The sequence below is a fragment of the Comamonas sp. B21-038 genome (assembly GCF_022387135.1).
Classification (GTDB): Bacteria; Pseudomonadota; Gammaproteobacteria; order Burkholderiales; family Burkholderiaceae_C; genus Comamonas; species Comamonas sediminis.
Genome location: NZ_CP092462.1, coordinates 3,356,521 through 3,380,387 on the forward strand (window position 1 = coordinate 3,356,521; position 23,867 = coordinate 3,380,387).

The 23,867-nt window shown below is 61.9% G+C and carries 24 protein-coding genes, 1 tRNA gene and 1 pseudogene; 14 read left to right on the forward strand and 12 right to left on the reverse strand.

Translation table 11 applies throughout. From position 1 onward, the window contains the following. Nucleotides 1-59: 59 nt before the first annotated feature. A complete protein-coding gene (locus MJ205_RS15520) occupies nucleotides 60-494 on the forward strand; it encodes a DUF1841 family protein (protein ID WP_239809285.1) in 435 nt (144 codons plus the stop codon). A gap of 21 nt (nucleotides 495-515) precedes the next feature. On the opposite strand, the gene MJ205_RS15525 is transcribed toward MJ205_RS15520, so the two are convergent. Beyond that, complete coding sequence (locus tag MJ205_RS15525) at nucleotides 516-1,196, reverse strand: c-type cytochrome (RefSeq protein ID WP_239809286.1); 681 nt, start codon at nucleotides 1,194-1,196, stop codon at nucleotides 516-518. Nucleotides 1,197-1,299: 103 nt separating this feature from the next. Between MJ205_RS15525 and MJ205_RS15530 the strand changes: the two genes are divergently transcribed. From MJ205_RS15530 to MJ205_RS15540, 3 genes are read left to right on the forward strand one after another with little or no spacing between them, the layout of a single operon-like run. Further along, the gene (locus tag MJ205_RS15530) at nucleotides 1,300-2,154 is read left to right on the forward strand and encodes an AAA family ATPase (protein ID WP_239809287.1); all 855 of its coding nucleotides are present in this window, start codon (nucleotides 1,300-1,302) and stop codon (nucleotides 2,152-2,154) included. A gap of 7 nt (nucleotides 2,155-2,161) precedes the next feature. After that, nucleotides 2,162-2,392 (forward strand): hypothetical protein, encoded by a 231-nt coding sequence (locus MJ205_RS15535; RefSeq protein ID WP_239809288.1) that lies wholly within the window; start codon nucleotides 2,162-2,164, stop codon nucleotides 2,390-2,392. Nucleotides 2,393-2,406: 14 nt separating this feature from the next. Then, the gene (locus tag MJ205_RS15540; protein WP_239809289.1) at nucleotides 2,407-3,000 is read left to right on the forward strand and encodes a GNAT family N-acetyltransferase; all 594 of its coding nucleotides are present in this window, start codon (nucleotides 2,407-2,409) and stop codon (nucleotides 2,998-3,000) included. A gap of 19 nt (nucleotides 3,001-3,019) precedes the next feature. Here the strand turns inward: MJ205_RS15540 and MJ205_RS15545 are convergent, their stop codons facing one another. Next, nucleotides 3,020-3,604 (reverse strand): hypothetical protein, encoded by a 585-nt coding sequence (locus MJ205_RS15545; protein ID WP_239809290.1) that lies wholly within the window; start codon nucleotides 3,602-3,604, stop codon nucleotides 3,020-3,022. A 72-nt stretch (nucleotides 3,605-3,676) separates the two neighbouring features. On the opposite strand from MJ205_RS15545, the gene MJ205_RS15550 reads away from it, so the two are divergent. From MJ205_RS15550 to MJ205_RS15560, 3 genes are read left to right on the forward strand one after another with little or no spacing between them, the layout of a single operon-like run. Continuing rightward, nucleotides 3,677-4,864: a vWA domain-containing protein gene (locus MJ205_RS15550; RefSeq protein WP_239809291.1), complete on the forward strand. Its 1,188-nt coding sequence runs from the start codon at nucleotides 3,677-3,679 to the stop codon at nucleotides 4,862-4,864. A 2-nt stretch (nucleotides 4,865-4,866) separates the two neighbouring features. Next, nucleotides 4,867-6,753, forward strand: coding sequence for an autotransporter assembly complex protein TamA (locus tag MJ205_RS15555; RefSeq protein ID WP_239809292.1), 1,887 nt, complete (start codon nucleotides 4,867-4,869; stop codon nucleotides 6,751-6,753). Nucleotides 6,754-6,755: 2 nt separating this feature from the next. Then, a complete protein-coding gene (locus tag MJ205_RS15560; RefSeq protein ID WP_239809293.1) occupies nucleotides 6,756-11,150 on the forward strand; it encodes a translocation/assembly module TamB domain-containing protein in 4,395 nt (1,464 codons plus the stop codon). A gap of 129 nt (nucleotides 11,151-11,279) precedes the next feature. Here the strand turns inward: MJ205_RS15560 and MJ205_RS15565 are convergent, their stop codons facing one another. Further along, nucleotides 11,280-12,014 carry an MOSC domain-containing protein gene (locus MJ205_RS15565; protein ID WP_239809294.1) on the reverse strand — a complete coding sequence of 245 codons (735 nt, stop codon included), beginning with the start codon at nucleotides 12,012-12,014 and terminating at the stop codon, nucleotides 11,280-11,282. Between the two features lie 170 nt (nucleotides 12,015-12,184). Between MJ205_RS15565 and MJ205_RS15570 the strand changes: the two genes are divergently transcribed. Next, nucleotides 12,185-12,259: transfer RNA gene (locus MJ205_RS15570), tRNA-Arg, on the forward strand. A 176-nt stretch (nucleotides 12,260-12,435) separates the two neighbouring features. On the opposite strand, the gene MJ205_RS15575 is transcribed toward MJ205_RS15570, so the two are convergent. The 5 genes from MJ205_RS15575 to MJ205_RS15590 form a co-directional block, all read right to left on the reverse strand. Further along, complete coding sequence (locus MJ205_RS15575; protein WP_239809295.1) at nucleotides 12,436-12,774, reverse strand: hypothetical protein; 339 nt, start codon at nucleotides 12,772-12,774, stop codon at nucleotides 12,436-12,438. A 345-nt stretch (nucleotides 12,775-13,119) separates the two neighbouring features. Further along, entirely contained in the window at nucleotides 13,120-13,251 is a 132-nt protein-coding gene (locus MJ205_RS23690) for a hypothetical protein (RefSeq protein WP_256460937.1), read from the reverse strand. 79 nt (nucleotides 13,252-13,330) lie between these two features. Then, complete coding sequence (locus MJ205_RS15580; RefSeq protein WP_239809296.1) at nucleotides 13,331-13,822, reverse strand: hypothetical protein; 492 nt, start codon at nucleotides 13,820-13,822, stop codon at nucleotides 13,331-13,333. A gap of 550 nt (nucleotides 13,823-14,372) precedes the next feature. Then, nucleotides 14,373-14,777: a bleomycin resistance protein gene (locus MJ205_RS15585; protein ID WP_239809297.1), complete on the reverse strand. Its 405-nt coding sequence runs from the start codon at nucleotides 14,775-14,777 to the stop codon at nucleotides 14,373-14,375. A 129-nt stretch (nucleotides 14,778-14,906) separates the two neighbouring features. Further along, entirely contained in the window at nucleotides 14,907-15,713 is an 807-nt protein-coding gene (locus MJ205_RS15590; RefSeq protein WP_239809298.1) for a sulfite exporter TauE/SafE family protein, read from the reverse strand. A 105-nt stretch (nucleotides 15,714-15,818) separates the two neighbouring features. Between MJ205_RS15590 and MJ205_RS15595 the strand changes: the two genes are divergently transcribed. The 5 genes and pseudogenes from MJ205_RS15595 (at nucleotide 15,819) to MJ205_RS15615 (ending at nucleotide 20,632) form a co-directional block, all read left to right on the forward strand. Continuing rightward, nucleotides 15,819-16,601 carry an AraC family transcriptional regulator gene (locus MJ205_RS15595; RefSeq protein WP_239809299.1) on the forward strand — a complete coding sequence of 261 codons (783 nt, stop codon included), beginning with the start codon at nucleotides 15,819-15,821 and terminating at the stop codon, nucleotides 16,599-16,601. Between the two features lie 76 nt (nucleotides 16,602-16,677). Then, nucleotides 16,678-17,054: pseudogene (locus MJ205_RS15600) on the forward strand (c-type cytochrome). Between the two features lie 274 nt (nucleotides 17,055-17,328). Next, complete coding sequence (locus MJ205_RS15605; RefSeq protein ID WP_239809300.1) at nucleotides 17,329-18,693, forward strand: chloride channel protein; 1,365 nt, start codon at nucleotides 17,329-17,331, stop codon at nucleotides 18,691-18,693. A gap of 55 nt (nucleotides 18,694-18,748) precedes the next feature. After that, the gene (locus MJ205_RS15610) at nucleotides 18,749-19,162 is read left to right on the forward strand and encodes a hypothetical protein (RefSeq protein ID WP_239809301.1); all 414 of its coding nucleotides are present in this window, start codon (nucleotides 18,749-18,751) and stop codon (nucleotides 19,160-19,162) included. Nucleotides 19,163-19,522: 360 nt separating this feature from the next. After that, nucleotides 19,523-20,632 (forward strand): hypothetical protein, encoded by a 1,110-nt coding sequence (locus MJ205_RS15615; protein ID WP_239809302.1) that lies wholly within the window; start codon nucleotides 19,523-19,525, stop codon nucleotides 20,630-20,632. A 226-nt stretch (nucleotides 20,633-20,858) separates the two neighbouring features. On the opposite strand, the gene MJ205_RS15620 is transcribed toward MJ205_RS15615, so the two are convergent. Further along, nucleotides 20,859-21,206: a PRC-barrel domain-containing protein gene (locus MJ205_RS15620; RefSeq protein WP_239809303.1), complete on the reverse strand. Its 348-nt coding sequence runs from the start codon at nucleotides 21,204-21,206 to the stop codon at nucleotides 20,859-20,861. A 210-nt stretch (nucleotides 21,207-21,416) separates the two neighbouring features. Here MJ205_RS15620 and MJ205_RS15625 point away from each other — a divergent pair, with 210 nt between their 5' ends. Then, nucleotides 21,417-22,034, forward strand: coding sequence for a hypothetical protein (locus tag MJ205_RS15625; RefSeq protein WP_239809304.1), 618 nt, complete (start codon nucleotides 21,417-21,419; stop codon nucleotides 22,032-22,034). 129 nt (nucleotides 22,035-22,163) lie between these two features. On the opposite strand, the gene MJ205_RS15630 is transcribed toward MJ205_RS15625, so the two are convergent. From MJ205_RS15630 to MJ205_RS15640, 3 genes are all read right to left on the reverse strand, one after another. After that, nucleotides 22,164-22,700 (reverse strand): Dps family protein, encoded by a 537-nt coding sequence (locus MJ205_RS15630; protein WP_239809305.1) that lies wholly within the window; start codon nucleotides 22,698-22,700, stop codon nucleotides 22,164-22,166. 257 nt (nucleotides 22,701-22,957) lie between these two features. Continuing rightward, nucleotides 22,958-23,167: a helix-turn-helix transcriptional regulator gene (locus MJ205_RS15635; RefSeq protein WP_239809306.1), complete on the reverse strand. Its 210-nt coding sequence runs from the start codon at nucleotides 23,165-23,167 to the stop codon at nucleotides 22,958-22,960. After that, nucleotides 23,167-23,577, reverse strand: a complete 411-nt coding sequence (locus tag MJ205_RS15640; RefSeq protein ID WP_239809307.1) for a hypothetical protein — start codon at nucleotides 23,575-23,577, stop codon at nucleotides 23,167-23,169. The genes MJ205_RS15635 and MJ205_RS15640 overlap by 1 nt, the downstream gene beginning before the upstream one ends. Nucleotides 23,578-23,867 lie beyond the last annotated feature (290 nt).

Consider the following 23,867-nt stretch of genomic DNA (forward strand, 5'->3'; position numbering starts at 1 on the left):
TCCACCGGCTTAACCACAGCCCAGCGTGGCCGCCCAGCGCATGCTACGCTGTGCGCCCTATGTTCAACCCCTCCCAAGCCGATGTCCGGCGCTTTTTTTGCGCCGCCAATGCCAAGCACCAGGCGGGCCAGCCGATGGAAGCCATCGAGACCCTGGCCAGCCTGTGGATCGATGAGCACCCGGAATACCGTGAAGACCTGAGCGACGTGGATGCGGCCATTGCCCGCAACTACGACCTGACGCCGGAAAAGACCAATCCCTTCCTGCACCTGTCGATGCACCTGTCGATCAGCGAGCAGTGCAGCATTGACCAGCCGCGCGGTATTCGCCAGGCCGTGGAGCTGCTGGCCAAGCGCCTGGGCTCGTTGCACGACGCCCACCATGTGGCCATGGAATGCCTGGGAACGATGCTGTGGGAGAGCCAGCGCTCGGGCCGCCCGCCCGACGGCAATGCCTATGTGGCTGCCGTGCAGCGCCAGGCTACCAAGGACTGAGCGGCTGACGACTGCAGTGCCTTAGTTGGCCGCTTGTTTGCTGCGAAAGCGCGACTCGGGCACGATTTGCAGCGGGCCGTCCAGACTGCCGATGTAGTTGGCCAGCGCCTTCATCTCGGCATGGGTGAGTTGCTTGGCCATGCCCACCATGATCGGGTGGTTGCGTCCGATGCGCGCGTTCTTCTCGACGGTATAGGACTTCAGCGCCGCGTACAGATAGTCCGGGTGCTGGCCACCCAGCTTGGCATACGAAGGATCGAGCGGCTTGGAGAAGTTGTCGCCATGGCAGCTGACGCAGGTGCCTTTTTTCAGCAGTTCCGCCACCTCGGCGCTGGGCACCTTCGATGGTTTGTCCGCCAGCTTGGTTTCACCCACCGTGTGCTGCGCATAGTACGCAGCCAGATCGGCAATGTCCTGCTCGCTCAGCGAATCGGCAATCGCGCGCATCGTCGGGTGCTTGCGGTCACCCTTCTTGTAGGCGTGCAGAGCGGCATCGATGTACTTCTCGCTCTGGCCCGAAATCTTGGGCACCTGGTAGACCTCGGGGAAGCTGGCCTTGTAGCCCACAATGCCGTGGCAGCCAATGCACATCGCTACCTTGCCCTCAGCCGCCTTGGCGTTGCCCTTGATCTCCTGCGCGCAGACTGCGCCGGTCGCTGACGCGACAAGCAAGGCAAATATCGTGGTCCATCTTTTATTCATTGTGCGCACAATCGTGTGGTTCAGGCCACCGCAGTGATGCGGAGATCTGGGTTTATAGTCAACGCTGTACCGGCCCCGTCATCACGATTCTGCATCCACTTCCATGAAATTCCAAGGCACACAGAACTACGTCGCGACCAATGACCTCATGCTGGCGGTCAATGCGGCAATTACCCTTCAAAGACCGCTTCTCGTCAAGGGGGAACCAGGGACAGGGAAAACCATGCTGGCGGAGGAGGTTGCACAGGCGTTAGGCATGCCGCTGCTGCAGTGGCACATCAAGTCCACGACCAAGGCGCAGCAGGGTTTGTATGAATACGATGCGGTCAGTCGTCTGCGTGACAGCCAGCTCGCCGACCCCGAGAGCGCAAGCCGCGTCAAGGACATCAACAACTACATCATCAAGGGCGTGCTGTGGCAGGCCTTCACCGCCGACCAGCCGGTGGCACTGCTGATCGACGAGATCGACAAGGCGGATATCGAATTCCCCAATGATCTCTTGCGTGAAATCGATCGGATGGAGTTCTACTGCTACGAGACACGCCAGATGATCCGCGCCAAGCACCGCCCGCTGGTGGTCATCACGTCGAACAACGAAAAAGAGCTGCCCGATGCCTTCCTGCGCCGCTGCTTTTTCCACTACATCCGCTTCCCCGATGCCGAGACCATGCAGCAGATCGTGGCCGTGCACTTCCCCAAGCTCAAGCAAGAGCTGCTGTCGGCCGCAATGAAGGTGTTCTTCGACATCCGCAACCTGCCGGGCCTGAAGAAAAAACCGTCTACCAGCGAGCTGATCGACTGGCTCAAACTGCTGGTGGCCGAAGACATTCCGCCCGAGGTTCTGCAAACGGCCGACCAGAAGATCGCCATCCCGCCGCTGGTGGGTGCGCTGCTGAAAAACGAGCAGGATGTGAGCCTGTTTGAAAAGCTGGTCTTCATGAACCAGCGCAACCGCTGACGCTGCCATGGCCACGCCGCAGCAACTGCTGATCGAAGGGCTGAGCGACGCGGCCGGTTTTCTGGTGGGCGCGCTGCTGGGCTGGGGCATTGCCACGCTGCTGGGCTGGCAGTTGTTCTCCGAAGGCTATGGCGCCGGCAGCATTGCCGCGATTGTGCTGGTCGGCCTGGGCGGTGGCGCGGGCTTGCAATTGGCCCGGCGCTGGCGCAGCCGCCGCCCCTCCAACCCTGAACGCTGAATAGAAAGAGGCATATGGCCTTCGTTGAACCCGTTGAACTGCGCGCCCGTGGCGTGCTGCTGACCCCGCTGACCCTGGCGCATGAGGCGGGCCTGCGTGCTGCCGCGCAGGATGGCGAGCTGTGGAACATCCGCGTGACCTCGGTACCCGAGCCGGAAAACACCCGCGCCTATATCGAGCAGGCCCTGGCGATGCGCGATGCTGGCAGCCGCATGCCCTTTGCGGTGGTGGACGAGGCCAGCGGCCAGTTGCTGGGCACCAGCAGCTACCACGACATCGTGCCCGCATTGAAGCGCGTCGAGATTGGCTACACCTGGTATGCGCGCAGCGTGCAGCGCAGCCATGTCAACACCACCTGCAAGCTGCTGCTGCTGACCCACGCTTTCGAGACACTGGGCGCTGCCGTTGTGGGCTGGCGCACCGACAACTACAACTTCGCCAGCCAGCGAGCGATCGAGCGCCTGGGCGCCAAGAAGGACGGCGTCATCCGCCACCATGCGCCGCGCCGCGATGGCACCGTACGGGACACCGTGCTCTACAGCATGCTGGCCGGCGAATGGCCCGAGGCCAAGGCCCAGCTGCTGTACCTGCTGGACCAGCCGCGCTGAGACTTCAAGAGCTGCCAGCTCAGGCAGTCTGCAGGTTCAACACGCCTAGATACTGCTCCGGCAGAATCTGGCGCAGATGGGTTTTGACGTTGTCGGCATAGCCGGTATTGGTCATCTGCTCCAGAAAGCTGACCATGTCCACCAGGCCCAGCAGCAACTCGGTCTCATCGCTGGCCTGCTGCACCCGTACGGCCAGCGCCATCGCATCGGCACTGCGCTGCATCTGCAAAATCCCCACCGCATACATCTTGCAGCCGGCCAGCGAGCGTTTGCTGCCATGGCTGGCCCGCGTCTGCTCCACATATGCAGCCGCCACCGGTGCGGATGCGGGCCGAGCAGGCGATGGGGGTGCGGGCGTGCCTGGCGGGACCGGAGGCGCGGCAGGTGGTAAGGGCGGAGGCGGTGCTGCGGACTGCTGCGTGGCCAGATAGCCGGACAGGACCAAGGCATCCAGCACACTGCCCGCGCTGTCCCCGACCCAACGCGCAATCTCTTGACGTGAGCGCTGGCCGTCGCACAAGATCAGAATCTGGCGCTCCTGCACGGACAGGCTGCCGCGATCCCGCAAAGCCTGGCGTGCCTTGTCCGTTTTGATCATCACCATGACAGCTAGCCTTCCGAGTACCCGTTAGACTGGAGAGGCTAGCGCCAAACTGTTACGGATTGTTTACAAACCATGTTGATAGACTTTTTCTACACCTTGCGCGCGGCCAAGTTGCCGGTGTCGGTCAAGGAGCTGCTGACGCTGCTTGAAGCACTGGACAAGGGCCTGGCCGGTCCCCGCTCCCAGGATGCCTGGAGCCTGGACGACTTCTATTTCCTGGCGCGGCTTTGCCTGGTCAAGGATGAAAAGCTGTTCGACAAGTTCGACCAGGCCTTTGGCGCCTATTTCAAGGGCATGGAAATGCTCACCGACTGGAAGAAGGAGCTGCCCGAGGACTGGCTCAAGCAGGTGCTGGAAAAAGAGCTGAGTGCCGAAGAAAAGGCCGCCATCGAGGCGATGGGCTGGGATGCGCTGATGGAGACGCTCAAAAAGCGCCTGGAAGAGCAAAAAGGCCGGCACGAGGGCGGCAGCAAATGGATCGGCACCAACGGCACCAGCCCCTTTGGCCATGGTGGCTACAACCCGGCCGGCGTGCGCATTGGCGGCCCGGGCAAGAGCCGCAGCGCCGTCAAGGTCTGGGAGCAGCGGGCCTACCGCGATTACGACGACACCCAGGAGTTGGGCACCCGCAATATCAAGGTGGCACTGCGCCGCCTGCGCCGCTTTGCCCGCGAAGGCAACGACCTGGAGCTGGACCTGCCCGACACCATCCGCGCCACGGCGGCCAATGCCGGCTACCTCGACATCAAGATGGTGCCCGAGCGCCATAACCATGTGAAAGTGCTGCTGCTGATGGACGTGGGCGGCACGATGGACGACCACATCCAGCGGGTCGAGGAGTTGTTCAGCGCTGTCAAAAGCGAGTTCAAGCACCTCGAGTTCTACTACTTCCATAACTGTGTCTACGACTACATGTGGAAGAACAACAAGCGCCGCTACGCCGAGAAATTTCCGACCTGGGACATCATCCGAAAATACAACAAAGATTACAAACTGATCTTTGTCGGCGATGCAACAATGAGTCCATACGAAGTCCTACAAGCAGGAGGCTCTGTTGAGTACAACAATGAGGAACCTGGAGCCGAGTGGCTTAAACGATTGACCCATGCCTTTCCAAAACACGCCTGGATCAATCCGGAGCCGCAAGGCGTGTGGCAATACCGCCAAAGCATCAGCCTGATACAACAACTCGTAGGTGACCGCATGTTTCCCCTGTCGCTCAAAGGGCTGGAGGACACGATGCGTTTGCTGTCAAAGTGACCATGCGCCAACGTCTGACGACGCCGGTCCTGCCGGCGTTTTTTATTCTTACTGCTGCTCTGCTTGCAGGCTGCAGCAGCACCCCCAAGGGCGACGACGCGGAGGATTCCGCGACGCATGCCAGCAGCGAACCCGCGTTTGATATCACCGTCAAGGCCCCCAAGGAGGTGCGCGAGTACCTGGAGCAGCACCTGGAGCTCAAACGCTATCGCAACTTTCCCGGGCTGCAGATGAGCGAGATGACACGCCTGCTGGGCAGTGCCGATGAAGACGTGCGCGAGCTGCTGGGCACCTTGGGTTACTTCAGCCCGGAGATCAAGATCGATGCCTACGACACCGGCACCGCGCCCGCCGACACCGGCATCTCGACAGACAACAGCCAGGCACGCCCCCAGTTGCTGATCGAGGTCGAACCCGGCCCGCAGACCAAGGTGACCGAGGTCGAGCTGGACTACAGCGGTGAAGTCACCCAGGAAAAGAACTTTGCCGCGCGCCGCGCGCGCTTTCAACGCAACTGGGATCTGCAGCCCGGTGAGGGCTTTACCCAAAAAGGCTGGAGCAGCGCCAAGTCCGAAGGCCTGCGCAGCCTGCAGCGCAACCGCTACCCCACCGCCAAGATCAGCAACAGCCAGGCCAACATCGACGGCGATACCAACGAGGCCAAGCTGTCAGTGGGCTATGACAGCGGCCCGCTCTACAAGTTCGGCCCGCTGCGCATCGAGGGGACCGAGCGTTACGACGCTGAAGGCATCGCCCGCATTGCCCGCTTGCCCAGCGGCCAGAACTACAGCGAAACCGACATGCTCGATGCCCAGACCCGGCTGGCCGCCAGCGGCTATTACGATTCGGTCTTTCTGACCTTGGACACCGACACCGCCAATCCCAAGGAAGCGCCGGTCATTGCCCAGGTGCGTGAAGCCAAGCTGCAAAAGGTGGTGTTTGGTATCGGTATGTCGACCGACACCGGGCCGCGTCTGAGCCTGGACCACATCCACAACAAGATGCCCGGGCTGGGATGGCGGGCCGTGAGCAAGTTCTCTTTTGAACGCGACAAGAAGCTGCTGTCCACCGAATGGACCGATCTGCCCAAGGAAAGTGGCTGGGCCTATTTTGGCGCCGGCGAGGTCAAGCGCGAACTCAATGGCGACTTCACCGTCAACTCCATGCAGCTGCGCGGTGGTCACAAGAAAAGCTCGGACCATATCGACCGCAGCGCTTTCCTGCAGTACGACTTCTCCTCGGTGCAGGGCCAGGAAAGAATCCCCTCCAGTAGCGCCTTGAGCGTCAATTACGGCTGGACGGGCCGCTACTTCAACAACAATACCGACCCCACGCGCGGCTACGGCATTGCCGCCGAGCTGGGTGCCGGCTACACCATCACACCAGAGCGCGAGCCCTTTGTGCGCAGCCTGCTGCGCTGGCAGGGCTTTGTGCCGGCAGGCAAGGTCACAGCGCCCAATGGCAGCTCGCGCAGCGCGCGCATTGCGCTGCGGGCCGAAGGCGGCGCCATCATGGCCAAGGATTCGGCCGTGATCCCTGCGACCCAGCTGTTCATCACCGGCGGCGACACCACCGTGCGGGGCTATGGCTACAAGAAGATCGGTACCCGCATTGCGGGCGACCAGGTCTATGGCGGCCGCTACATGTACGTGGGCAGCGTCGAGTACCAGCGCCCCCTCGTACGCAATGGCGAGATCAGCGCCTGGGAATCGGCGGTGTTTGCCGACGTAGGCTCGGTCGCCGACAAGGCCGGTGATCTGACCCCCTTCTGGGGCATTGGCACCGGATTGCGCTGGCGCAGCCCGGTCGGTGCGCTGCAGGCCGATGTGGCCTATGGCCTCAAAGATGAACGCTTCCGCTTGCACTTGCGTCTGGGATACAGCTTCTAAAAATGGCAGATACACACGCTATTGCACCTCCGGCCAGCGCGGCGCCTGCTGCGGCGTCTCCGCCCAGCGGCCCCCGTTCCCCTCAAAAGCGCAGTGGATGGCGGCGCGCCGCACGCTACTTGCTGTGGTTGCTGCTTGCCCTCATCGTGCTGCTGGTGGCCTTGCTGGGCGGCGCCTGGTGGTGGACGGGGCAGAACGATTCGCTGGCCCGCACCATCACCCTGGCCCAGCGCTTTTTGCCGGCCGACATGCAACTGCAGGCGCAGGATGTGCAAGGCAGCCTGCGCGGCGGTGGCAGCATCGGCCAACTGCAATGGAGCAACCCGTCGCTGAGCGTGCAGGTGGACCAGGCCACCATCGGCTGGAGCCTGGACAAGATTCTGGACCGCGAGCTGCGTCTGGCGCCCATTCATATCGCCAAGGTCACCATCACGCCTTCGGGCATCGACAAGCCCAAGGAGCCGACCAAGCCTCTGGAGCAGTTACCGCTGCCGCTGCGTGTGCTGGAGGTGCCTTTTACGGTGGATGAAATCGTCTGGGCCGCGCCGCAGCCCGTCACCGTCACGCAGCTGCAGGGCCACTACCTCTACGCCGCTGACAAGCACCAGCTGCAGATCGACCAGGTCGAAGCCTTCAACAGCCGCCTGCAGCTCAAAGCGGATGTGGATGCACTGGCGCCGATGCAGACCAGCGCCAAGCTGAAAGCACAACTGGACCAGCCTGCCACCGATGCCCTGCCCGCCATCCTGGCAGATGCCGTTGTGCAGGTCACGGGGACCTTGTCGGGCCTGGATGCCGCTTTGCGTGTGCAGGCCCAGGTCAATCCCCAGTTGCCCGCTGCAACGGCCAAGGCGGCGGACACCCCACCCGCGCCAGCCCCCGGCAACAAAAAAACCGCCAACAAGGCACCCTCGGCCCAGGAGAAAGCCGCCAAGGCCCAGGCCGCCCGCTCGGCCCAGGCACTGGCCAGCGCCGCGCCCATGCAGGCCCATGTGAATGCCACCGTCTACCCCTGGCGCCCCTGGCCGCTGGGCCCGGCACAGGCGCAGTTGCAAAGCGTCAACCTGGGCGCCTTCTTGCCCAGCCTGCCCACCACCTTGCTCAACGGCCAGTTGGCGGTGAGCGAGGCAGCGCCCGAGCTGGTCAGCAGCACCCATGCCGCCCATCCCGCACCAGCACTGGTGGATGTGCCGGTGGACCCCACGGCCGGCAAGGCCGATGCCACCACTTCTGCCGATGCCCAGGATGCCGCCCCCGCAACGCCCCCTGCGCTGCTGCCCGTGCCGCTGGATATCCAGGTCGATATCAAGAACGCCCTGCCCGGCCCCATCAACCACCAGCACCTGCCGGTCAGCGCCGTGCAGACCCACGCGTTGTTTGACGGCCAGCGCGTGGATGTCCTTGAAGGCAGCCAGGTGCAACTGGGCAGCGGCAGCCTGACCGCCCAGGGCCACTACCGCCTGGCAGACCACCATGCCGGCATCCAGGCGGCGCTGCGCGCCATCAACCCGGCGCTGGTCGATACCCGCATCGACAGCGCGCCGCTGTCCGGCACCCTGTCGGCCCAGTCGCAGAACGAGGCCATTGTTTTTGACGCCAACATCACCTCCGACCGCCGCACGCCGGCCAAGGCTACGGCGGCCAGCACCAGCTTGCCGATCGACCGCGTGGTCGCCAAGGGCCAGTGGAAAGCACCCGAGCTGCAGCTGCAAAGCGCGCAGATCGATGCATTGGGCGCCCACATCAACGCCAAGCAGTTGACCGCCAATATCGACCAGCGCAGCGGCGCGGGTGAGCTGTCGGTGCAGGCACCCGGTGCCAATCTGGATGCCAAGGCCCAGGCCACGCCTCAGCAAGGCCAGGGCAATGTCTTGCTGCGGCTGAGCAGCGCCGAGCAACTGCTGCAGTGGCTGCGCAAGGTGCCGGGCATGGCCCAGGCGCTGCCCGAGGGCATGCTGGCCCAGGGCAGCCTGGATGCCAGGCTGCGCTTTAGCGGTGGCTATGGTGATGCGCTGCGCCAGCTGCAGCAGGCCGGCCTGCTGGCCCGATTGCCAGAGGGCATTCCCTCTGGTGGCCAGCCCTTTGCACTCGATGCCAGCATCACCACCCCGCAGCTGAGCGTGCGCCCCAGCGCCGATGCCGCCGACTTGTGGCAGCTGCGCGATACCGAGCTGGCCCTGGTCGGCAACCTCAAAAAGGTGCAACTGGACCTGCGCACGCAAGCCCAGCATGGCGAGCAGCAAATGGCCGCCCAGGTCAGCCTGGCGGCCAACAGCACGGCCGCCCAGCGGTGGAGTGGCGCATTGAGCAAACTGCAAGCCCGCGCGACGCTGCCGCCCAACAAGGAGCCCTGGCAGGTACAGCTGCAGCAGCCATTGGACTTCCAACTGCAGCTGCCCGCCGGCAACCAGCCCCTGCGCGCCAGCACCGGCGCCAGCCAGTTACAGCTGACCAGCCCCCAGCCCGGCACGGTCACCTTGCAATGGAACCCCTTGCAGTTCAGCCAGGGGGCGGACAAGGCTGTGCAGTTGCAGAGCACGGGCACCCTGCAAGGCCTGCCTGTGCGCTGGATTCGCGCCTTCCAAAAGCCCGATCCGAGCCAGGCGCAAAAGCACAGCCCGCTTGATTCAGACTTGGTGGTCCAGGGCCGTTGGGAGGTCAACACGCAAAACGGCCTCAATGCCAAGCTCGAGATCGAGCGCGCCAGCGGCGATCTGCAGCTGCACACCCAGGGCAGCGCGCCGAAGAACGTGACCTTCCACTCCAGTGGCAAGGAAGGCGCCATCTCCAAGGCCTTCTCGGCAGAGGGTCAGACCGTCATCGCGCGCATCCGCACTGCCAAGGTGGAAGTGACCGTGCAAGACCGCCAGGTGCGCAGCCGCGTGCAGTGGGATTCGGTCAACGCCGGTCAGCTGACGGCCGATGTGCAAACCGCACTGCAGTACGAAGGCAAGAACTACCTGGGCGCCACCGTGGCGCCCGATGCGCCACTGAGCGGCAGCGTGCAGGCGCAAATGCCCGACCTGGGCATCTGGGCCAGCTTTGCGCCCCCGGGCTGGCGCGTAGCGGGCAGCCTGGCGGCCAATGTGCAGTTGGCGGGCAATCTGCAAGACCCGCGTTGGAGCGGCACCATCACCGCCGACAAGATGCACGTCCAATCGCAGCTGGATGGCGTGGACCTGCGCAACGGCAGCCTGCGTGCGCAGCTCAACGGCAATACATTGGAGCTGCAAAGCCTGCACTTTGACGGCGGCGAAGGCAGCCGTGCCCGCATCGCCGGTTACAGCGGCAATCTGACGGCCGCGCCCACCAGCGGCGGTACCCTGGATGCCACCGGCACCATCAGCTGGACCATGCCGCAAAACGGCGCTGCACCCGATATCCGCATGGACATCCGCACCCAGGCCAAGGCCCTGCAGGTGCTGGTGCGTGCCGACCGCCAGGTCAGCGTCTCCGGCCAGGTGCGCAGCCAGCTGCAGCAAGGCCAGATGAGCATCACCGGGGACCTGACCGTGGACCGCGCCAGCATCATGCTGGCCGATGAATCCTCGCCCAAGCTGGGCAGTGATGTCGTGGTCAGCACCAAGGCCAGCCGCGCAGCCGCTGCCGAGAAGGCCAAGCAGGAAGCGGCCAAGGCCGCCCAGGCCAAGCTCGATGCCCCTGCAGGCCAGGTGACACCCGCCAAGCCGCTGATCCTGAACGTCAAGCTCGACATGGGCCACGACTTCGCGCTGCAAGGCTATGGCATCACCACCCGCCTGACTGGCACGCTCAATGTGCAAAGCAGCGGCGGCGCCGGCATCGGCATGCCGCGTATCACCGGCGTCATCAGCACCGAAGAAGGCCGCTACCGCGCCTGGGGCCAGGTGCTGAATGTGGAAACCGGCCTGATCCGTTTCAATGGCCCGTACAACAACCCCTCGCTCGATATTCTGGCGCTGCGTCCGAACATCGCTGTGCGGGCGGGTGTGCAGGTCAGCGGCTCGGCACAGGCGCCGCGCGTGCGTCTGTACTCCAACCCCGAAATGCCCGATGCGGAGAAGATCTCCTGGGTGGTGATGGGACGCGACCCAGCCGAAGGTGGCGCCAGCAGCGCACTGATGCAGCAAGCAGCGCTGGCCTTGCTCAGCGGCGGCTCGGGCGAGAGCATCACCGGCAATATTGCCAAGGGCCTGGGCCTGGACGAAATCGGCTTTGGCGGTACCGACCGCGACTCCGCCAGCCTGTCCCTGGGCAAACGCATCTCGCAGGACCTGTATGTGACCTACGAAGCCGGCCTGGCCGGCACCCTGGGCGCGCTCTACATCTTCTATGACTTCACCCGCAATCTGCAGCTGCGCGGCTCCGCCGGTACGACCAGCGCGCTGGATCTGATCTACACCTTGCGCTATGACTGATTGAGCCCCTGAGCCACAGATCGGGTGCAGTGCGCAAGGACATGCCTCCGCCCCGTTGCAAAACGGCGGAGGCATGTTTGTCAGCGGGAAGCCGGGGTTGCAGTTGCCGTTTCTCAGGCAATGCAGGCGTCAATCCTGGGCCATGCCAAAGAATCCAGCACCGGACCAGGGCGCCTCAGCCACCGCACTGCGCTGGCTCCGCACCCTTGCGGCCACGCTCGCTGGCAACTGCGCCAGCACCCTGGGGAAAGCTCTGCAATAGGCCGTTTGCACGCCGGCCATCTCGGCCAGCTGCCGATAGCTGATCCAGGCGCCCCCGGGCACCGCGCAGGCCACCTGCTGGACCCTCTGCTGCCACTGGTCGCTGAACGCAGGCGCTATCGCGCGGCATACCGCTATCGCTGCGCCACGGCGGATGGTTCCGCCTCGCAGCACGCGGGCAAGCATGCCTCGGTCTCGGCCGATATTCGCAACGATCCCCGGCGCCCTGCGCTCCAGCAGCCTGCAGGGTTCACAGACAAACGTGATCCAAAGCACCACGTCGCTCCCAATCCGCAGCAGATCACCGGAAGCAAGTCCCCGGACCGGGAAGTCCACCCGCAGATTCTCCCTAAGAGTGCCGTCCGCTAAATCCCAGCGCCGGTAGGCACCGTTGTCCGCGATCAGCAGTTGCCGGGGAGACAGAAGGGACGCATGGCGATCCTCTGCCAGGCCATAGCCGCCGATCGCCTGGGCCTCCGCCACCGATCGCGGCTCAGGCGCCTTGCCGGCTCTGACGTAAAGCGCTTGCAGGGAACCGATGGGTTGCCAGCGGTCATGGAGCGCCGCCAATGGGGGGAGTGGGGTGGAAGGAAAAGGAAACATGCTGTGAAATTTTGCGCTTCCGCGGGAGTTTGCCTGGAGTCGCGACTTTTTACAGCCCAGGCAGCAAGCTGCGCTGAAGGGCATCCTGTGTGCGGATCAACGCATCGGATGCCGTCCCCCGCCAGATTGGCTGCGAGGCTCGGCAAGTCCTCTACAATAGGCCGCTGTCCCTCTCCGTAGTTCAATGGATAGAACGAGTGCCTCCTAAGCGCTAGATACAGGTTCGATTCCTGTCGGGGGGACCACTTTTTCTTAATGAAATCAAGTGGCTCTCTTTTAAAGTCGCCCCCGGGGACATTGCGGGACATCGACAGCCGATTTCACTCTGATTCTTGAGGCTCCTTTTGGGGGCCTTTTTTTGCGTTCCGGAGACCAGTCTTCTGTCGCTTCTTCCAGGCCGCAGCGCGAGGCACCTACAGCCTTAACCCGGCGAACCCCCTACCCTTAACCGGGATGATGCCGCCAGCGGCGCGATGCGAGCTCGCCGGGCCTTCTGCAAGTTGGCGGTCAAGGGATGCGGCGTTATCTGCAAGGTGGCTGCGGGCAGCCGAGTGGACTTGGGCTTGCGCAGCAGGATCGAGGTGTGCAACGCGCCCTCACCTTTGTAGTGGATGAAGCCGATGAATACAGCCTGCTGCAACGGCATAGAGGTGGTCCAAAGGCGAAACATAGCCATGGCGATGCGCTTGGTCGCCAGGTAGCGGCTGCCTTCGAGACCGCAGCAGTCGGTCGGCGACTGGCCCTTCGTAGGCTTGTCCACCTAAGGCGCGCCAGTGGCGCGGTAGCGGCTCTCGTAATAGCTGCCCATCAACATGACGGCTTTGAACGCTTGGAATGTGCCGGTCTCGGCGGCCACAGCCTGGACATACTCGCTGTGCTTTGCAAGCGTATGGGCTGCTGCCTCGCCGCGCTCGGCTACCATGTATCCGTCACGACCACGAGGGGCATCGGGTTTGCGCGTAGTACGCCTGGAATCTTGCGCACGTTAGGTCACCCCTTCGTTTCTCTCATCTCGCGGTACTCGTCAAACATGATGATGCGCGACCTCGTCGTGGTTTGCTCTAGCCCCAGCGGTTAAAAGCCAACCGTAATTGCTTTTCCAAAACTAGCCATAGGCAATGAGTTCCGTATAGACAACGCTACGGTAGAAGCGTTGGGTTCCGGCTTGCGCGGCCATGGCTACTGTCACCGCACTCACTGCCTTTGCAATCGGCTTGCTGATATCTGTGCTCTGCATTGAGAGACTCCTTCAGAAATGAGAAAACCCGCCGAAGCGGGTTGGTATCGAGGCCGGAATCTAAGCCGAATAAAATTTATCAGTTCGTTGGGCAAAGTCCACTAGGGCTGATGACAGCCTGACAGAATCCCAGCAACCTCCGAGAACTGGTGAGTTCCATTTCTTGGCCGCCGATATACCAGAATTCAACATAATGGTTTTTATTGTCTATCAGCGATGGATCCACTTGCCAACTGGCATCAAATCCATGAATGGTTCCGCCACCGCATGCATTGCTAACTGCGGCTTCACGCGCCACATTGATTTGCGCGGTACCCACCCACTGACCATCGTCACGGTACATCATCACTTGCCCTTGGTAGAGCGGAGAGTTTGGGTCGCACGCCCAACCGCGCATATGGTTCATAGAAGCACTTTCGACATTACCGGCCGCCTGAGCACCTTGGGTAACACCAGCCAGTCCGCATGCGATAGCTACGGCCGCAAAAAACTTTTTCATTAAATCTCCCTGTCTATATGCAGCGATTTGCTGCAAAATCATTTTTACCGCTCCGTAAGACATGCGAATCATCGGAAACCCTTGATATAAAAAGTGTGCACACTTACTTATATATTACTAGTTGTTAATAATGCTACACGGAAACCATTGTCGATCCCCCGATGACAGCAGACGAGGAACTGGCGTATGCTGAGTCCTAGGTTTGTTATTGGCGCGCGGATTGGATCCAGAGCAGCACTGCGGAGCGTTCCTTCCGCCACGACATAGTGAGAACCGTACAAAGCCTGCCCAATAATCCCGCCCGCGCTTGGCAAGCGTCCAACCAGTTGCCCGCATGCCCCACTTTCTGCAAAGCTGCATTGACTGGCTATTTTTGCTGCGCCACTTTATATGAATTGACTGGCTCGCCCGTCCATTTTCAGCAACTGCTGGCCACGCAGCAATTGCAGCAATACTGGGAAAAGGGCCTGGGAAAAACACCGAGAAATTTTGACATCCAAGGCCCGCCCGAATCGCTTCAACAAGTGTCTCTGTTTGCCTGTTCTTGCTGCGCCGCGCTACTACACCGACTAGTTCAGCTGAGCCCGCTTGTGTGCCAAGAGAGCACATCTGGGCAGCAAAACTATGAAGGCGCCGGCAGGCGCTTGGAGCGGGTACCCAGCGGCTGCATGCAGCGCACCAGATAACCATCCGGATCCGCGACGATCATTTGCCGCTGCCCCACCTCATGATTCCCCTGCCGGTACCAGCGCTCCTCCATCGGCCAGAAGAGCGCAATGCCCTGCCGGGCGCAGCGGTTGGCGATCTCGTCCACCGATGGCACCGCCAACTGGAAATTGATGCCACGGCCAAAGGGTTGCGCCAGCGCACCATTGACAAAGCTGCGGTCGCCCGGGCAATGCTGCTCCAACATGATCTGCGCCTCCCCCAAGCTAAGGTAGGCAAAGTGTTCTTCCGGGCGGTCATACCACACAGAAAACCCCACAACACCACACCAAAACTGAAGACTGGCGTTGATGTCCGTCACCACCAACTCTGGCACCAATGCAGAAAACCCCATCTGACCTCCCAGGTATGCTGCCACCCAGCGTGCAACGAGGCATCCCGCACCGTCCAAGCCGCAGCGATTGTTCCTCGAGGCGCCCGTCGCTCACTGCTAGCTCAGCAGCATGGCCAGCAAGACCCCGCACAGCAATGCAATATAGACCTTGGCATGGAGGCCATCGGGGATCTTCCCGATCCACCGGGAGGCCAGGTGGATACCGAGCCAGGAGCCGAGCACCAGCACCGCGCAGGCGCGAAGATCGATAAAGCCCAGATGCCAGGCGCCCAGAGACGCGGTGTTCCAGGCCATCAGCGCATAGGTGGCGGTGCCTGCGATCGCCATCGGCAATGACAGCGGGTTGGCTGCCGCTGTCGCCGCTGTCATGCTCGCGCCGCGCCGCCGCATCAGCGGCACCGTCATTACACTGCCGCCCACGCCCAGAAAGGCGGCAATAGCGCCTATCGACAGGCCTGCCGCAGCCGCAGCGGGTTGGGCCATGGCGCGCATCTCGCTGCGATGGCTTTGGGTAAAGCCAGAGCGCAGCAGGCTGTCCAGAATCGTCAAGCCCAGATAGACGATAAAGGCCCAGCGGATCCAGCTGCCGCTCAGCATCAGCGCAGCGATTGCGCCGGGTATCGCGCCTACCGCGACATAGCCCAGCAGCGGCCGCACCTGGCGCCAGGGCAGGGTTCCGGCCTGGTGGTGGCGCCAGCTGGCCATGCCCGCGCCAAAGATCATCACGCAGGTAGAGGTGGCGACCGCGATATGCATCGCAGCGCGCCCCATCTCGCTATCGGCACCGTAGACCCCTAGCAGCACCGCGTACAGCAGCGGCACGACCACAAAGCCTCCGCCAAAACCAAACAGCACGGTGGTCACACCGGCAAGAACACCAAAACACAGCAGCAGCAAATACATGAGAAGCGCAGTTCCAAGGTTGCAAAGCGCCACGATAGAAAAATATGCAGCGGCTGACCTTCAACAAATAGCCAAACATCCTCGCATTTAGGCCAAGATGCCGGGATGCACAACATTGCCCTCGATGCGGTGGACACCGTGCCCCGCCCTCTGCTGGCCATCAGCACCGATTACCGCCCCGGCACCCTGCTGGACACCCACACCCACCGCCGTGCGCAGGTGCTGTACGGCATGAGCGGTTTGATGGAGGTGGAGACCGACGATGGCGCCTGGGTCATTCCGCCGTTCAGCGGGGTGTGGATTCCGGCAGGTAAACGGCACAGGGTGCGCATGCAAGGCGTCAGCACGCGCAGTTTGTATATAGAGCCCGCAGCCGCGCTGCGCGAAGGCGAGCACTGCGAAGCGCTCGTGGTCAGCCCGCTGCTGCACCAGTTGCTGCTGGCATCCATCGCGCTGCCCGCGCTCTACGACGAACAAGGCCGCGACGGCGCGCTGGCGCAATTGCTGCTGCATGAAGTGCGCCTGGCCGAGACCATGCCCTTGTTTGCGCCCATCCCGCAAGACGCGACGCTGGCAGCGTTGTGCAAGGCGTTCCTGAAGGCGCCACAGCTGCAGGACGCGCCGGAGGACTGGGCCGAACAACTGCACAAAAGCCTGCGCAGCTTCAACCGCTTCTTTCGCCAGCAAACCGGCATGAGCTTTGGCGCCTGGCGGCAGCAGGCCTGTTTGCTCGCGGCCCTCCCCAGGCTGTCGGGCGGGCAGTCGGTCACGCAGGTGGCGCTGGACCTGGGTTATGACAGCCCCAGTGCCTTTTCAACCATGTTCCGCAAGCGCTTGGGCAAGGCCCCCAGTGCATTCAGGCAACGGCACGGCGCAAAGAAAATATGAGACCTGACCGGCAATGCCAGAGAAAAGGCTGCAGCCTGCGACAAAATAATGCCGGCCCAAAATACCATAACACCCGATGAAAAAATCCGTCTTCGTCTCGCTCAGTCTTCTACTGCTGGCACACACCCCTTGGTCACAGGCAGAGAACAGCAATGGCAAAAATATCTTTGTGCAGCGCTGCGCCATGTGCCATGGCGCCGATATCAAAGGCACAGGGCCTTTGGCGAACAAAAGCAACCCGCCCACCCCGACCTCACGACCGCCGCGTTCAAGAGGCGCTTGAATGACTACCCGGGCGTCATCGTCTCATCGGTCGTGCTGAGGCCCAATGGCGATTTGATTCCCAGAACCCTGCGCGAGAACGGCGTCAAGCTGCCAGCGTTTAGATGGCGGGTGAAGGATTTGCGCGACCTCAACGAGTACATGACCGCCGAGATCTCGAAAAAGCGCTGACACGCATAGAGCGAGATGGCCAGGTAGTGCCCTGCCTTGTGCCTGGATTGCCCCACCTCCAGAACCAGCGCACGGCGCCTGCTCGCGCGTCGTGGGGCCTTCATTCCTGCCGCAATGTCCGGTCGGCTCACCACAGCCTGTGTAGCGCGGCAGATTCCGTTCTCAACATGGGCCTCCGCTACAAAAGCCTGAGCTTTATGGTCGCGCGCAACGATGGCAATGGCCCATCCCCTCCAAACTGACTAGACTGAATGCCTCACTCCACGAGGGCGCAATGCAGCAAGAACCCGATTTCGTACAGAACCTGAGACAAGAATTCGGGGAGGGATGGCGCTGGGTGGAGCGCGGCATTGTGCTGGCCTATGCCGCCGCTGCGGGTTTGTGCGTCGTGGGTTTCACGATGGTGGCTGAGAAGGCGTTTGACTGGTTCATGCACATCTACCACTGGCAAGGTGGCTGGGCCGTGCTGCTCTGGACCCCCTGCCTGACGGCAGCGATCGTCTGGGCCACACGGCGCTGGGCCCCGGGGGCTGCGGGCTCGGGGATTCCTCAGGTCATGGCTGCACAAGAGACGGCGCTCCATGACCAAGAGCGCAGTCGCTTCGTGTCGCTGTGGTTGTCCGCGTCAAAGATAACGCTGGCAGGCTTCGGGTTTCTGGCCGGGCTGTCCATCGGCCGCGAAGGGCCATCGGTTCAGGTGGCCGCTGGTGTCATGCACCACGCCAAGCGCTGGTTCGGTCCGCGCTCGGGCATCACCGGCCATGCGCTGCTGGTGGCGGGCGGCGCAGCGGGTATTGCGGCGGCCTTCAACGCGCCACTGGCGGGGATCGTGTTTGCAATTGAAGAGCTGTCCCGCAAGCTGGAGGCGCGCGCCAGCGGGTTGATCATTGCGGCGATCGTGCTCGCCGGTCTCATGGGGGTGTCAGCGTTTGGCAACCTGAATTACTTCGGGCGCATCCAGGTGCCGAGCCTGGATTGGCACGCGCTGCTACCTGGCATCTGTGTGGCCTTGAGTTGCGGCGCGCTGGGGGGTCTGTTTGCCAAACTGATGGCCGCATCACTGACAGGAGCACCAGAGCGCCTGAACCGCATCCGCGCGCAATACCCTATCCGCTTTGCAGCAGTGGGGGGTCTGCTGATTGCGGTCATCGGCCTGGTCACCAGCGGCGCCACTTTCGGTGCCGGTTCTGAGGAAGTGAAGCACATGCTCGCTGGCGAAGCGGAAATGCCAACGCTCTACGTGACGCTCAAATTCATCGCGACCTGGCTGTCTGCCTGGGTGGGTGTGCCGGGCGGAATTTTTGCGCCGTCCTTGTCCATTGGCGCGGGTGTCGGTCACAACGTGTCGCTGATGATGGGCAGCGATATCGCACCCGCATTGATCGCGATGGGCATGGCTGCCTTCCTCGCTGCCGTCACGCAAGCGCCTCTCACCGCCTTCATCATCGTGATGGAAATGGTAGATGGGCACTCGATGGTGCTGAGCCTGATGGCGGCCGCGATGCTGGCCAGTCTGGTCTCGCGGATGATCGCCCGACCGCTGTATGAAACCTTGGCGAACTACATGCTGGCACAGGTACGGCCAGCGGAGCCTGCCAGCACGCAAGCGGCAGTGCAGCCACCTGCGTCTTCGCCGTAGATCTGCCCCAATTCGAGGCTGCGGCTACCCCCATGGCTCTGCACCAGTCCGCAGCATGCCCACCGCTCTCCGTGTACGGCTGCACTGCGTGACCTGGGGGCCGAGGCCGCCATCCTGCAAAACTACAATTCAAAATAGCTTTATTTTCTTTTTAAAGCCTGCAATCACTGTTTCAGCCCTCGCCGCAACCTCGCCCAACGCATCACATCATCGTTTCAGAGGTTCAATAATGGTCCCCACGAAGCCTCAACAGCGCCGCGTGAATACCGGAAGACACCATAAAGATATTACCCCGGTCTCCATCCATGGCACTCCAAACATCGATAGCCAGCAATGCATCGATGACACCGCCTTCGGATGGAACCACTGGACAGCCGAGAAAATCAGCCAGCCGCCATCGCCAAAAAGCTTGCGCACCACACTATTTACCAGCGCGCTGCCAAGCGCTGAAATAATCATCAAAAACTAAGGCCATGCGTTGGTAGTTGCTACTGACTATCCATCCGCTACTTTGGTTTTTGCGGCAAATGTCAACAATATAAACACCCGCCTCGATTCTGGAAAATCACCCAGCACATTTGCATAAAAGCAAATATCTTTGCAAAAAACCAAAGTATCGAACATTTAGACACGCTGTATATTTTCTGCATACCTCTCCACCTGCCTGGGTATCACCCGGCTCGCGGCCGTTATCCAGCCCGTCCACCTGTGCCTGTGTTAGCGAGCTTGTCTCGGGACGGCGGTGATCCGCAGATCCACGGCAATGGGAGACGGTTCAGCACTCCAACGGAGGCGGAGCGGTGCCTCAGTACAGCAAATGGAAAATACGATGCGAACACAGATTCTGACCCTTGCCGCCATGCTTGCGATGGCCGTGCCCGGCTTGTCCAGCGCCGCGGCCATATCCGGCCCGGTGACTTACGCCGGAAGCGGAATCTATTCAGGCACCTCTACATCGCTGGCTTATGATCCCGATGGACCACTTTATAGCGATGACGAAGTGCTGCTGATTTGTATTGATCACCGCACGAACCCGCCTTTTACCTACAGCACACCCAAAGCGCAGTTTGAGACGGAAGCAGGGGCGACGGCGATCCGGGGCCCTTCGGGTGCTGCAGGGGAAGCGGCCATCTATTGGCTGCTCGACCAGTATTATCTGACTTTCTACAAAACAGGCACCATTGAGCAGCGGCGCGCACTGCAATATGCCTTGTGGGAAATCGGTAATGATTATGACGGCAGCGCCGCCAGTATCAATACCAGCACAGGTTCCTCGCGCCCCGCGTTGGAAAACGTCATTGACTATGGTGGCACGGACCAGGCGGCATTCGTCACCGCCTACACCACCTTGTACGACGCGATGAAGGCCAACCTGCCCACACTGCGCACGTCCTACCGCTCCACCACCTACACGATGGACCTGTTCCGCAACCTGGATCCTGCCTACCAGCACATGGTGGCCCTCATCGAGCGCGCCCCTCCCAATACCGTGCCGGTGGCCGAGCCCGCCATCACCGGCACGCCCCAGGTCGGCTCCACCGTCACTGGCAGCTATACCTATACCGACAACAATGGCGATATCGAAGACCCCAGCGGCACCGGCACCAGCTATCAGTTTGTCACCAGTCCCAACCCCAGCATCGCAAGCGCCAGCGAAGGCACCGTCGTCGCCAGTGGCACAACCGGTGGTGCGGGCCAGACGGTCAGCTACACCTTGCAAGCCACGGATCTGAACCAGTACGTGTTCTTCTGCGTCAAGCCGGCCGCCCAAACCGGCGCCAGTCCTGGTGCAGAGGTCTGCACCAGCCCGGTGGGACCTGTCACCGCCCGTGTGGTGCAGCAGGCCCCTACGCCGGTGCCAGGTCTGGGGCTGTGGGCGCTGCTCGGACTGACACCGCTGATCGCATGGCTCGGAATCGGGCGCCAGCGCCGCGCCTGACACCCGAGCGCCGTCAACGGGCAAGCCACCGCAGGGTGGCTTTTTTTATGTCTCGGTGCCAGGGCCTCACGGATGCCGATCGCAGGCTGCAGGCCTGCCGGGCATGGACGGAAGCGCAACCACTGCCGCACTGGGTCCGGGCCAGTTCGGCAAAAGCGCCGCAGCTGCGATGGACAGCAACGGCGCTCAGCGTGGAACAGCGGGTGGGGGGCGCGGGCGCCAGGGCTTAGACGGTGGCCTTCGGATAGACAAACTGGGGCAGGCCCTGCAGGGTCTCCTTGCTGGCATCGGGGAGCAGCAGTCCGTATTTGCCGAGCTTGAAGCGGGAAAACTCAATCGCAACATCATAGGTCCCCAGCCCCATGAAGCCGCCGATGCCAACGATGGCAAAGATCAGGTTGTCTTCTCTGCCAACGATCACATCGTCGACCGTGCCAATTTCCTGGCCGTTGGCATCGTGCACCGGCTCGCCGATGAACTCTTTTCTGACACTCCAGCCGGTGGCCAGCACTTCGGCGCCACGCGGAGAGATGGCAAAAGGGGTGTGAATCGTGACTTTGTCTTGGTTATCCATACACTCACCACAAAAAAAATTTGGAGCAAAAGCAAATGTATCAAGATATTTGCCCATTGCAGCGGCTCCGCAATGGCAAGCATCCAAAGAGCGCCGCGTCTGACAGACTACCACCAGAGCAGGAGTGCACCGCAAGCGGCAGCGATTGCGCCAGCGCACCTGGAGATTGGGATACATTTGTTTGCATTCAAACCCCTTTGGAAAATGACGATGAGCAAACTTCTATGTGCAGGCGCCCTTGCCCTGGCCTTTGCTGGCTTTACCTCAGCCTCCCATGCAGCACTGGTGCAATGGACATTGACCGATGTCAGGTTTGAGGATGGCGGCACCGCCAGCGGCTCTTATGTGTTTGACGCGTCCACCGGCAGCTACAGCCGCATCGGCATTGCCACCACGGCGCCGGATGGCTCTGCGGCAGCCAGCTTCAGCAGTACCTGTGATGGCGCCAACTGTGCCGAAGCGTCGCCCGACCCTGCGCAGTTCATTATTTTTGCACCGCCGGACACCAGCGATATGACCGGCAAGCAGGTGCTGCTGATCGACCTGCAAAGCCCGATGACCGATGCGGGCGGCACCATCCCGATCAACCCGATGGCGCAGCCCGTCCTGGCACTGCGCAGCAAGGCATTCTCCACGGTTTGCCCCGATGCACGTTGCACCATCCCGGGCGACCTGCGTCTGATCGAATCGGGAGAGGTCGTGGGCCAAGCCTATGTGCCTCCCGCCGCAACGCCGGTGGCGGTACCCGCGATGGCCCCCGGGGGCCTGGCCCTGCTGTCGTTGCTGCTGGCCCCACTCGCCTGGTTGCCCAAGCGCCGCCAGCGCTGAAAGGCAGCGCCGGCTCGCCGGCCACAGGCGCGCCGGCAACTTCTGTGGCCCACCGCCGCGCGCAGCGGGGTGGGGCTTTGCAAGCGAGCACAGGCGCCGCGGTGCGCACTGCGCCGGGCGCTCCAGCCCTCACCCTGCGTTGCGGCTCGATTCGAACAGGAACCAGGTGCGGCGCTCGGTTTCGTCGATCCAGTTTTCCAGAAGGCTCGACGACGCAATGTCTCGGTGCTCGTCGGTGACGTTGTGGGCCTCGCGCAGCCGGGCGGCCATCTGCTGGTTGTCCTCGCGCAGTTCCGCCAGCATGTCCAGCGGTTCGACATAGTCGGCGTCGTTGTCGCTGATGCGCTGCAGGCGGGCGATATGGCCAATGGAACGCAAGGTCGTGCCACCGACCTTGCGGATACGCTCTGCAATGGCGTCCGTCATCGCATAGAGCTGGTCAGCCTGTTCGTCGAGCAGCAGGTGGTAATCACGGAAGTGCGGTCCGCTCATATGCCAGTGGAAATTCTTAGTCTTGAGGTAGAGCGCAAAGACATCCGCCAGCACGCCGTTGAGGGCCGCGCTGATGTCCTTGGTAGCCGCCGAATCGAGGTCACTGGGGGTGACCAGCGGCGCCTTGCGGCGCGCCTTGATATCCGTTTTGGTGCTGCGGTCAGATTTGGCCATGGAATACCTTTCAAACAAAGCGTCGAAGACAAACGAAGCGAAAGCGGCTGAACCTGCAAGTATCGGGCGCCAGCATGGCAGCCAGATGGCAGCGGTCCATCCGCTCTAACAGACTCTGCTATTCAGAGGCTGTCTAGCTTCATACCAAAGCAGAAATATTGCAAACAAATCCCTGTCAGCCAGTGTTGATGATGTGCGGGAAAGCACCGGATGTTGACGCACCTCAATGATCGCCGGAAGCAACCGCCCACGGACATTCAGGACCCGTCGCGGCGGTAGGGGTTGGCAAAGATCGCCTCCACCGGCAAGCCAAACACCACACTGATGCGGTAGGCCAGATCGAGTGAAGGATCGTGCTTGCCCGTCTCGAGCGCATTGACCGCCTGGCGCGATACGCCCAGGCGCAGGGCCAGATCGGCCTGCGTCCACTGGGCCTTGGCACGCAGGGCGCGCAGATGGTTATCCATCAGCCCCGCACCCGCATCACTGCGCTCACCAGCGCCCACACCAGCCAGAACAGCGGCACCACCAGCCAGGCGGGCAAATGCGGTGCGGCGGCATAGCTCTCGCCAAAGCCCCAGACCGTGCATAGCATCAGCAACAGCCCACAGGCCATCACCACACTGCGGATGGCCTGCGCACGCTGGTATTCGTCGGCCGCCTGGATCCACAGCAGCGATGCGCGCAACTGCGCTGCAATCGGCACCGCGACGGCCAGTGCCAGCAACCAGGCGCTGGGCGTGCCGAGGATGGCGTCGAACCAACCCAGGATGACCCCCAGATGAAGGGCGCAATAAATGCCCATCCATACCGCTGTGCGGATCAGGAAGCGGCGCAGCGAAGCGGACGGCGGATGCGAAGAGAGCGCGTGGTGCACGGTGAAGTTTCCAAAAATGTAAAGTAAACCTGACTTTATCAATGTCAGGTTTACTTGTCAATCGCGGCAGGATTCCTGCTTCCGGAATGCCGGCAGCAAGCATCTTTCCAGCCTGGCCCTCATCGATATCTCTGCCCGTAAAACGATCTCGCCTGCGACGAAGGCGCATGGAAATGTCACAGCTTTGTGGACAATTTTCAACGGCTATAAGTGTTTCGCTGTACTCAACAGATTTTTTCTATTGAATTTGAAATAATGAAAATTCAATTGATTTATTGAATACATCGACC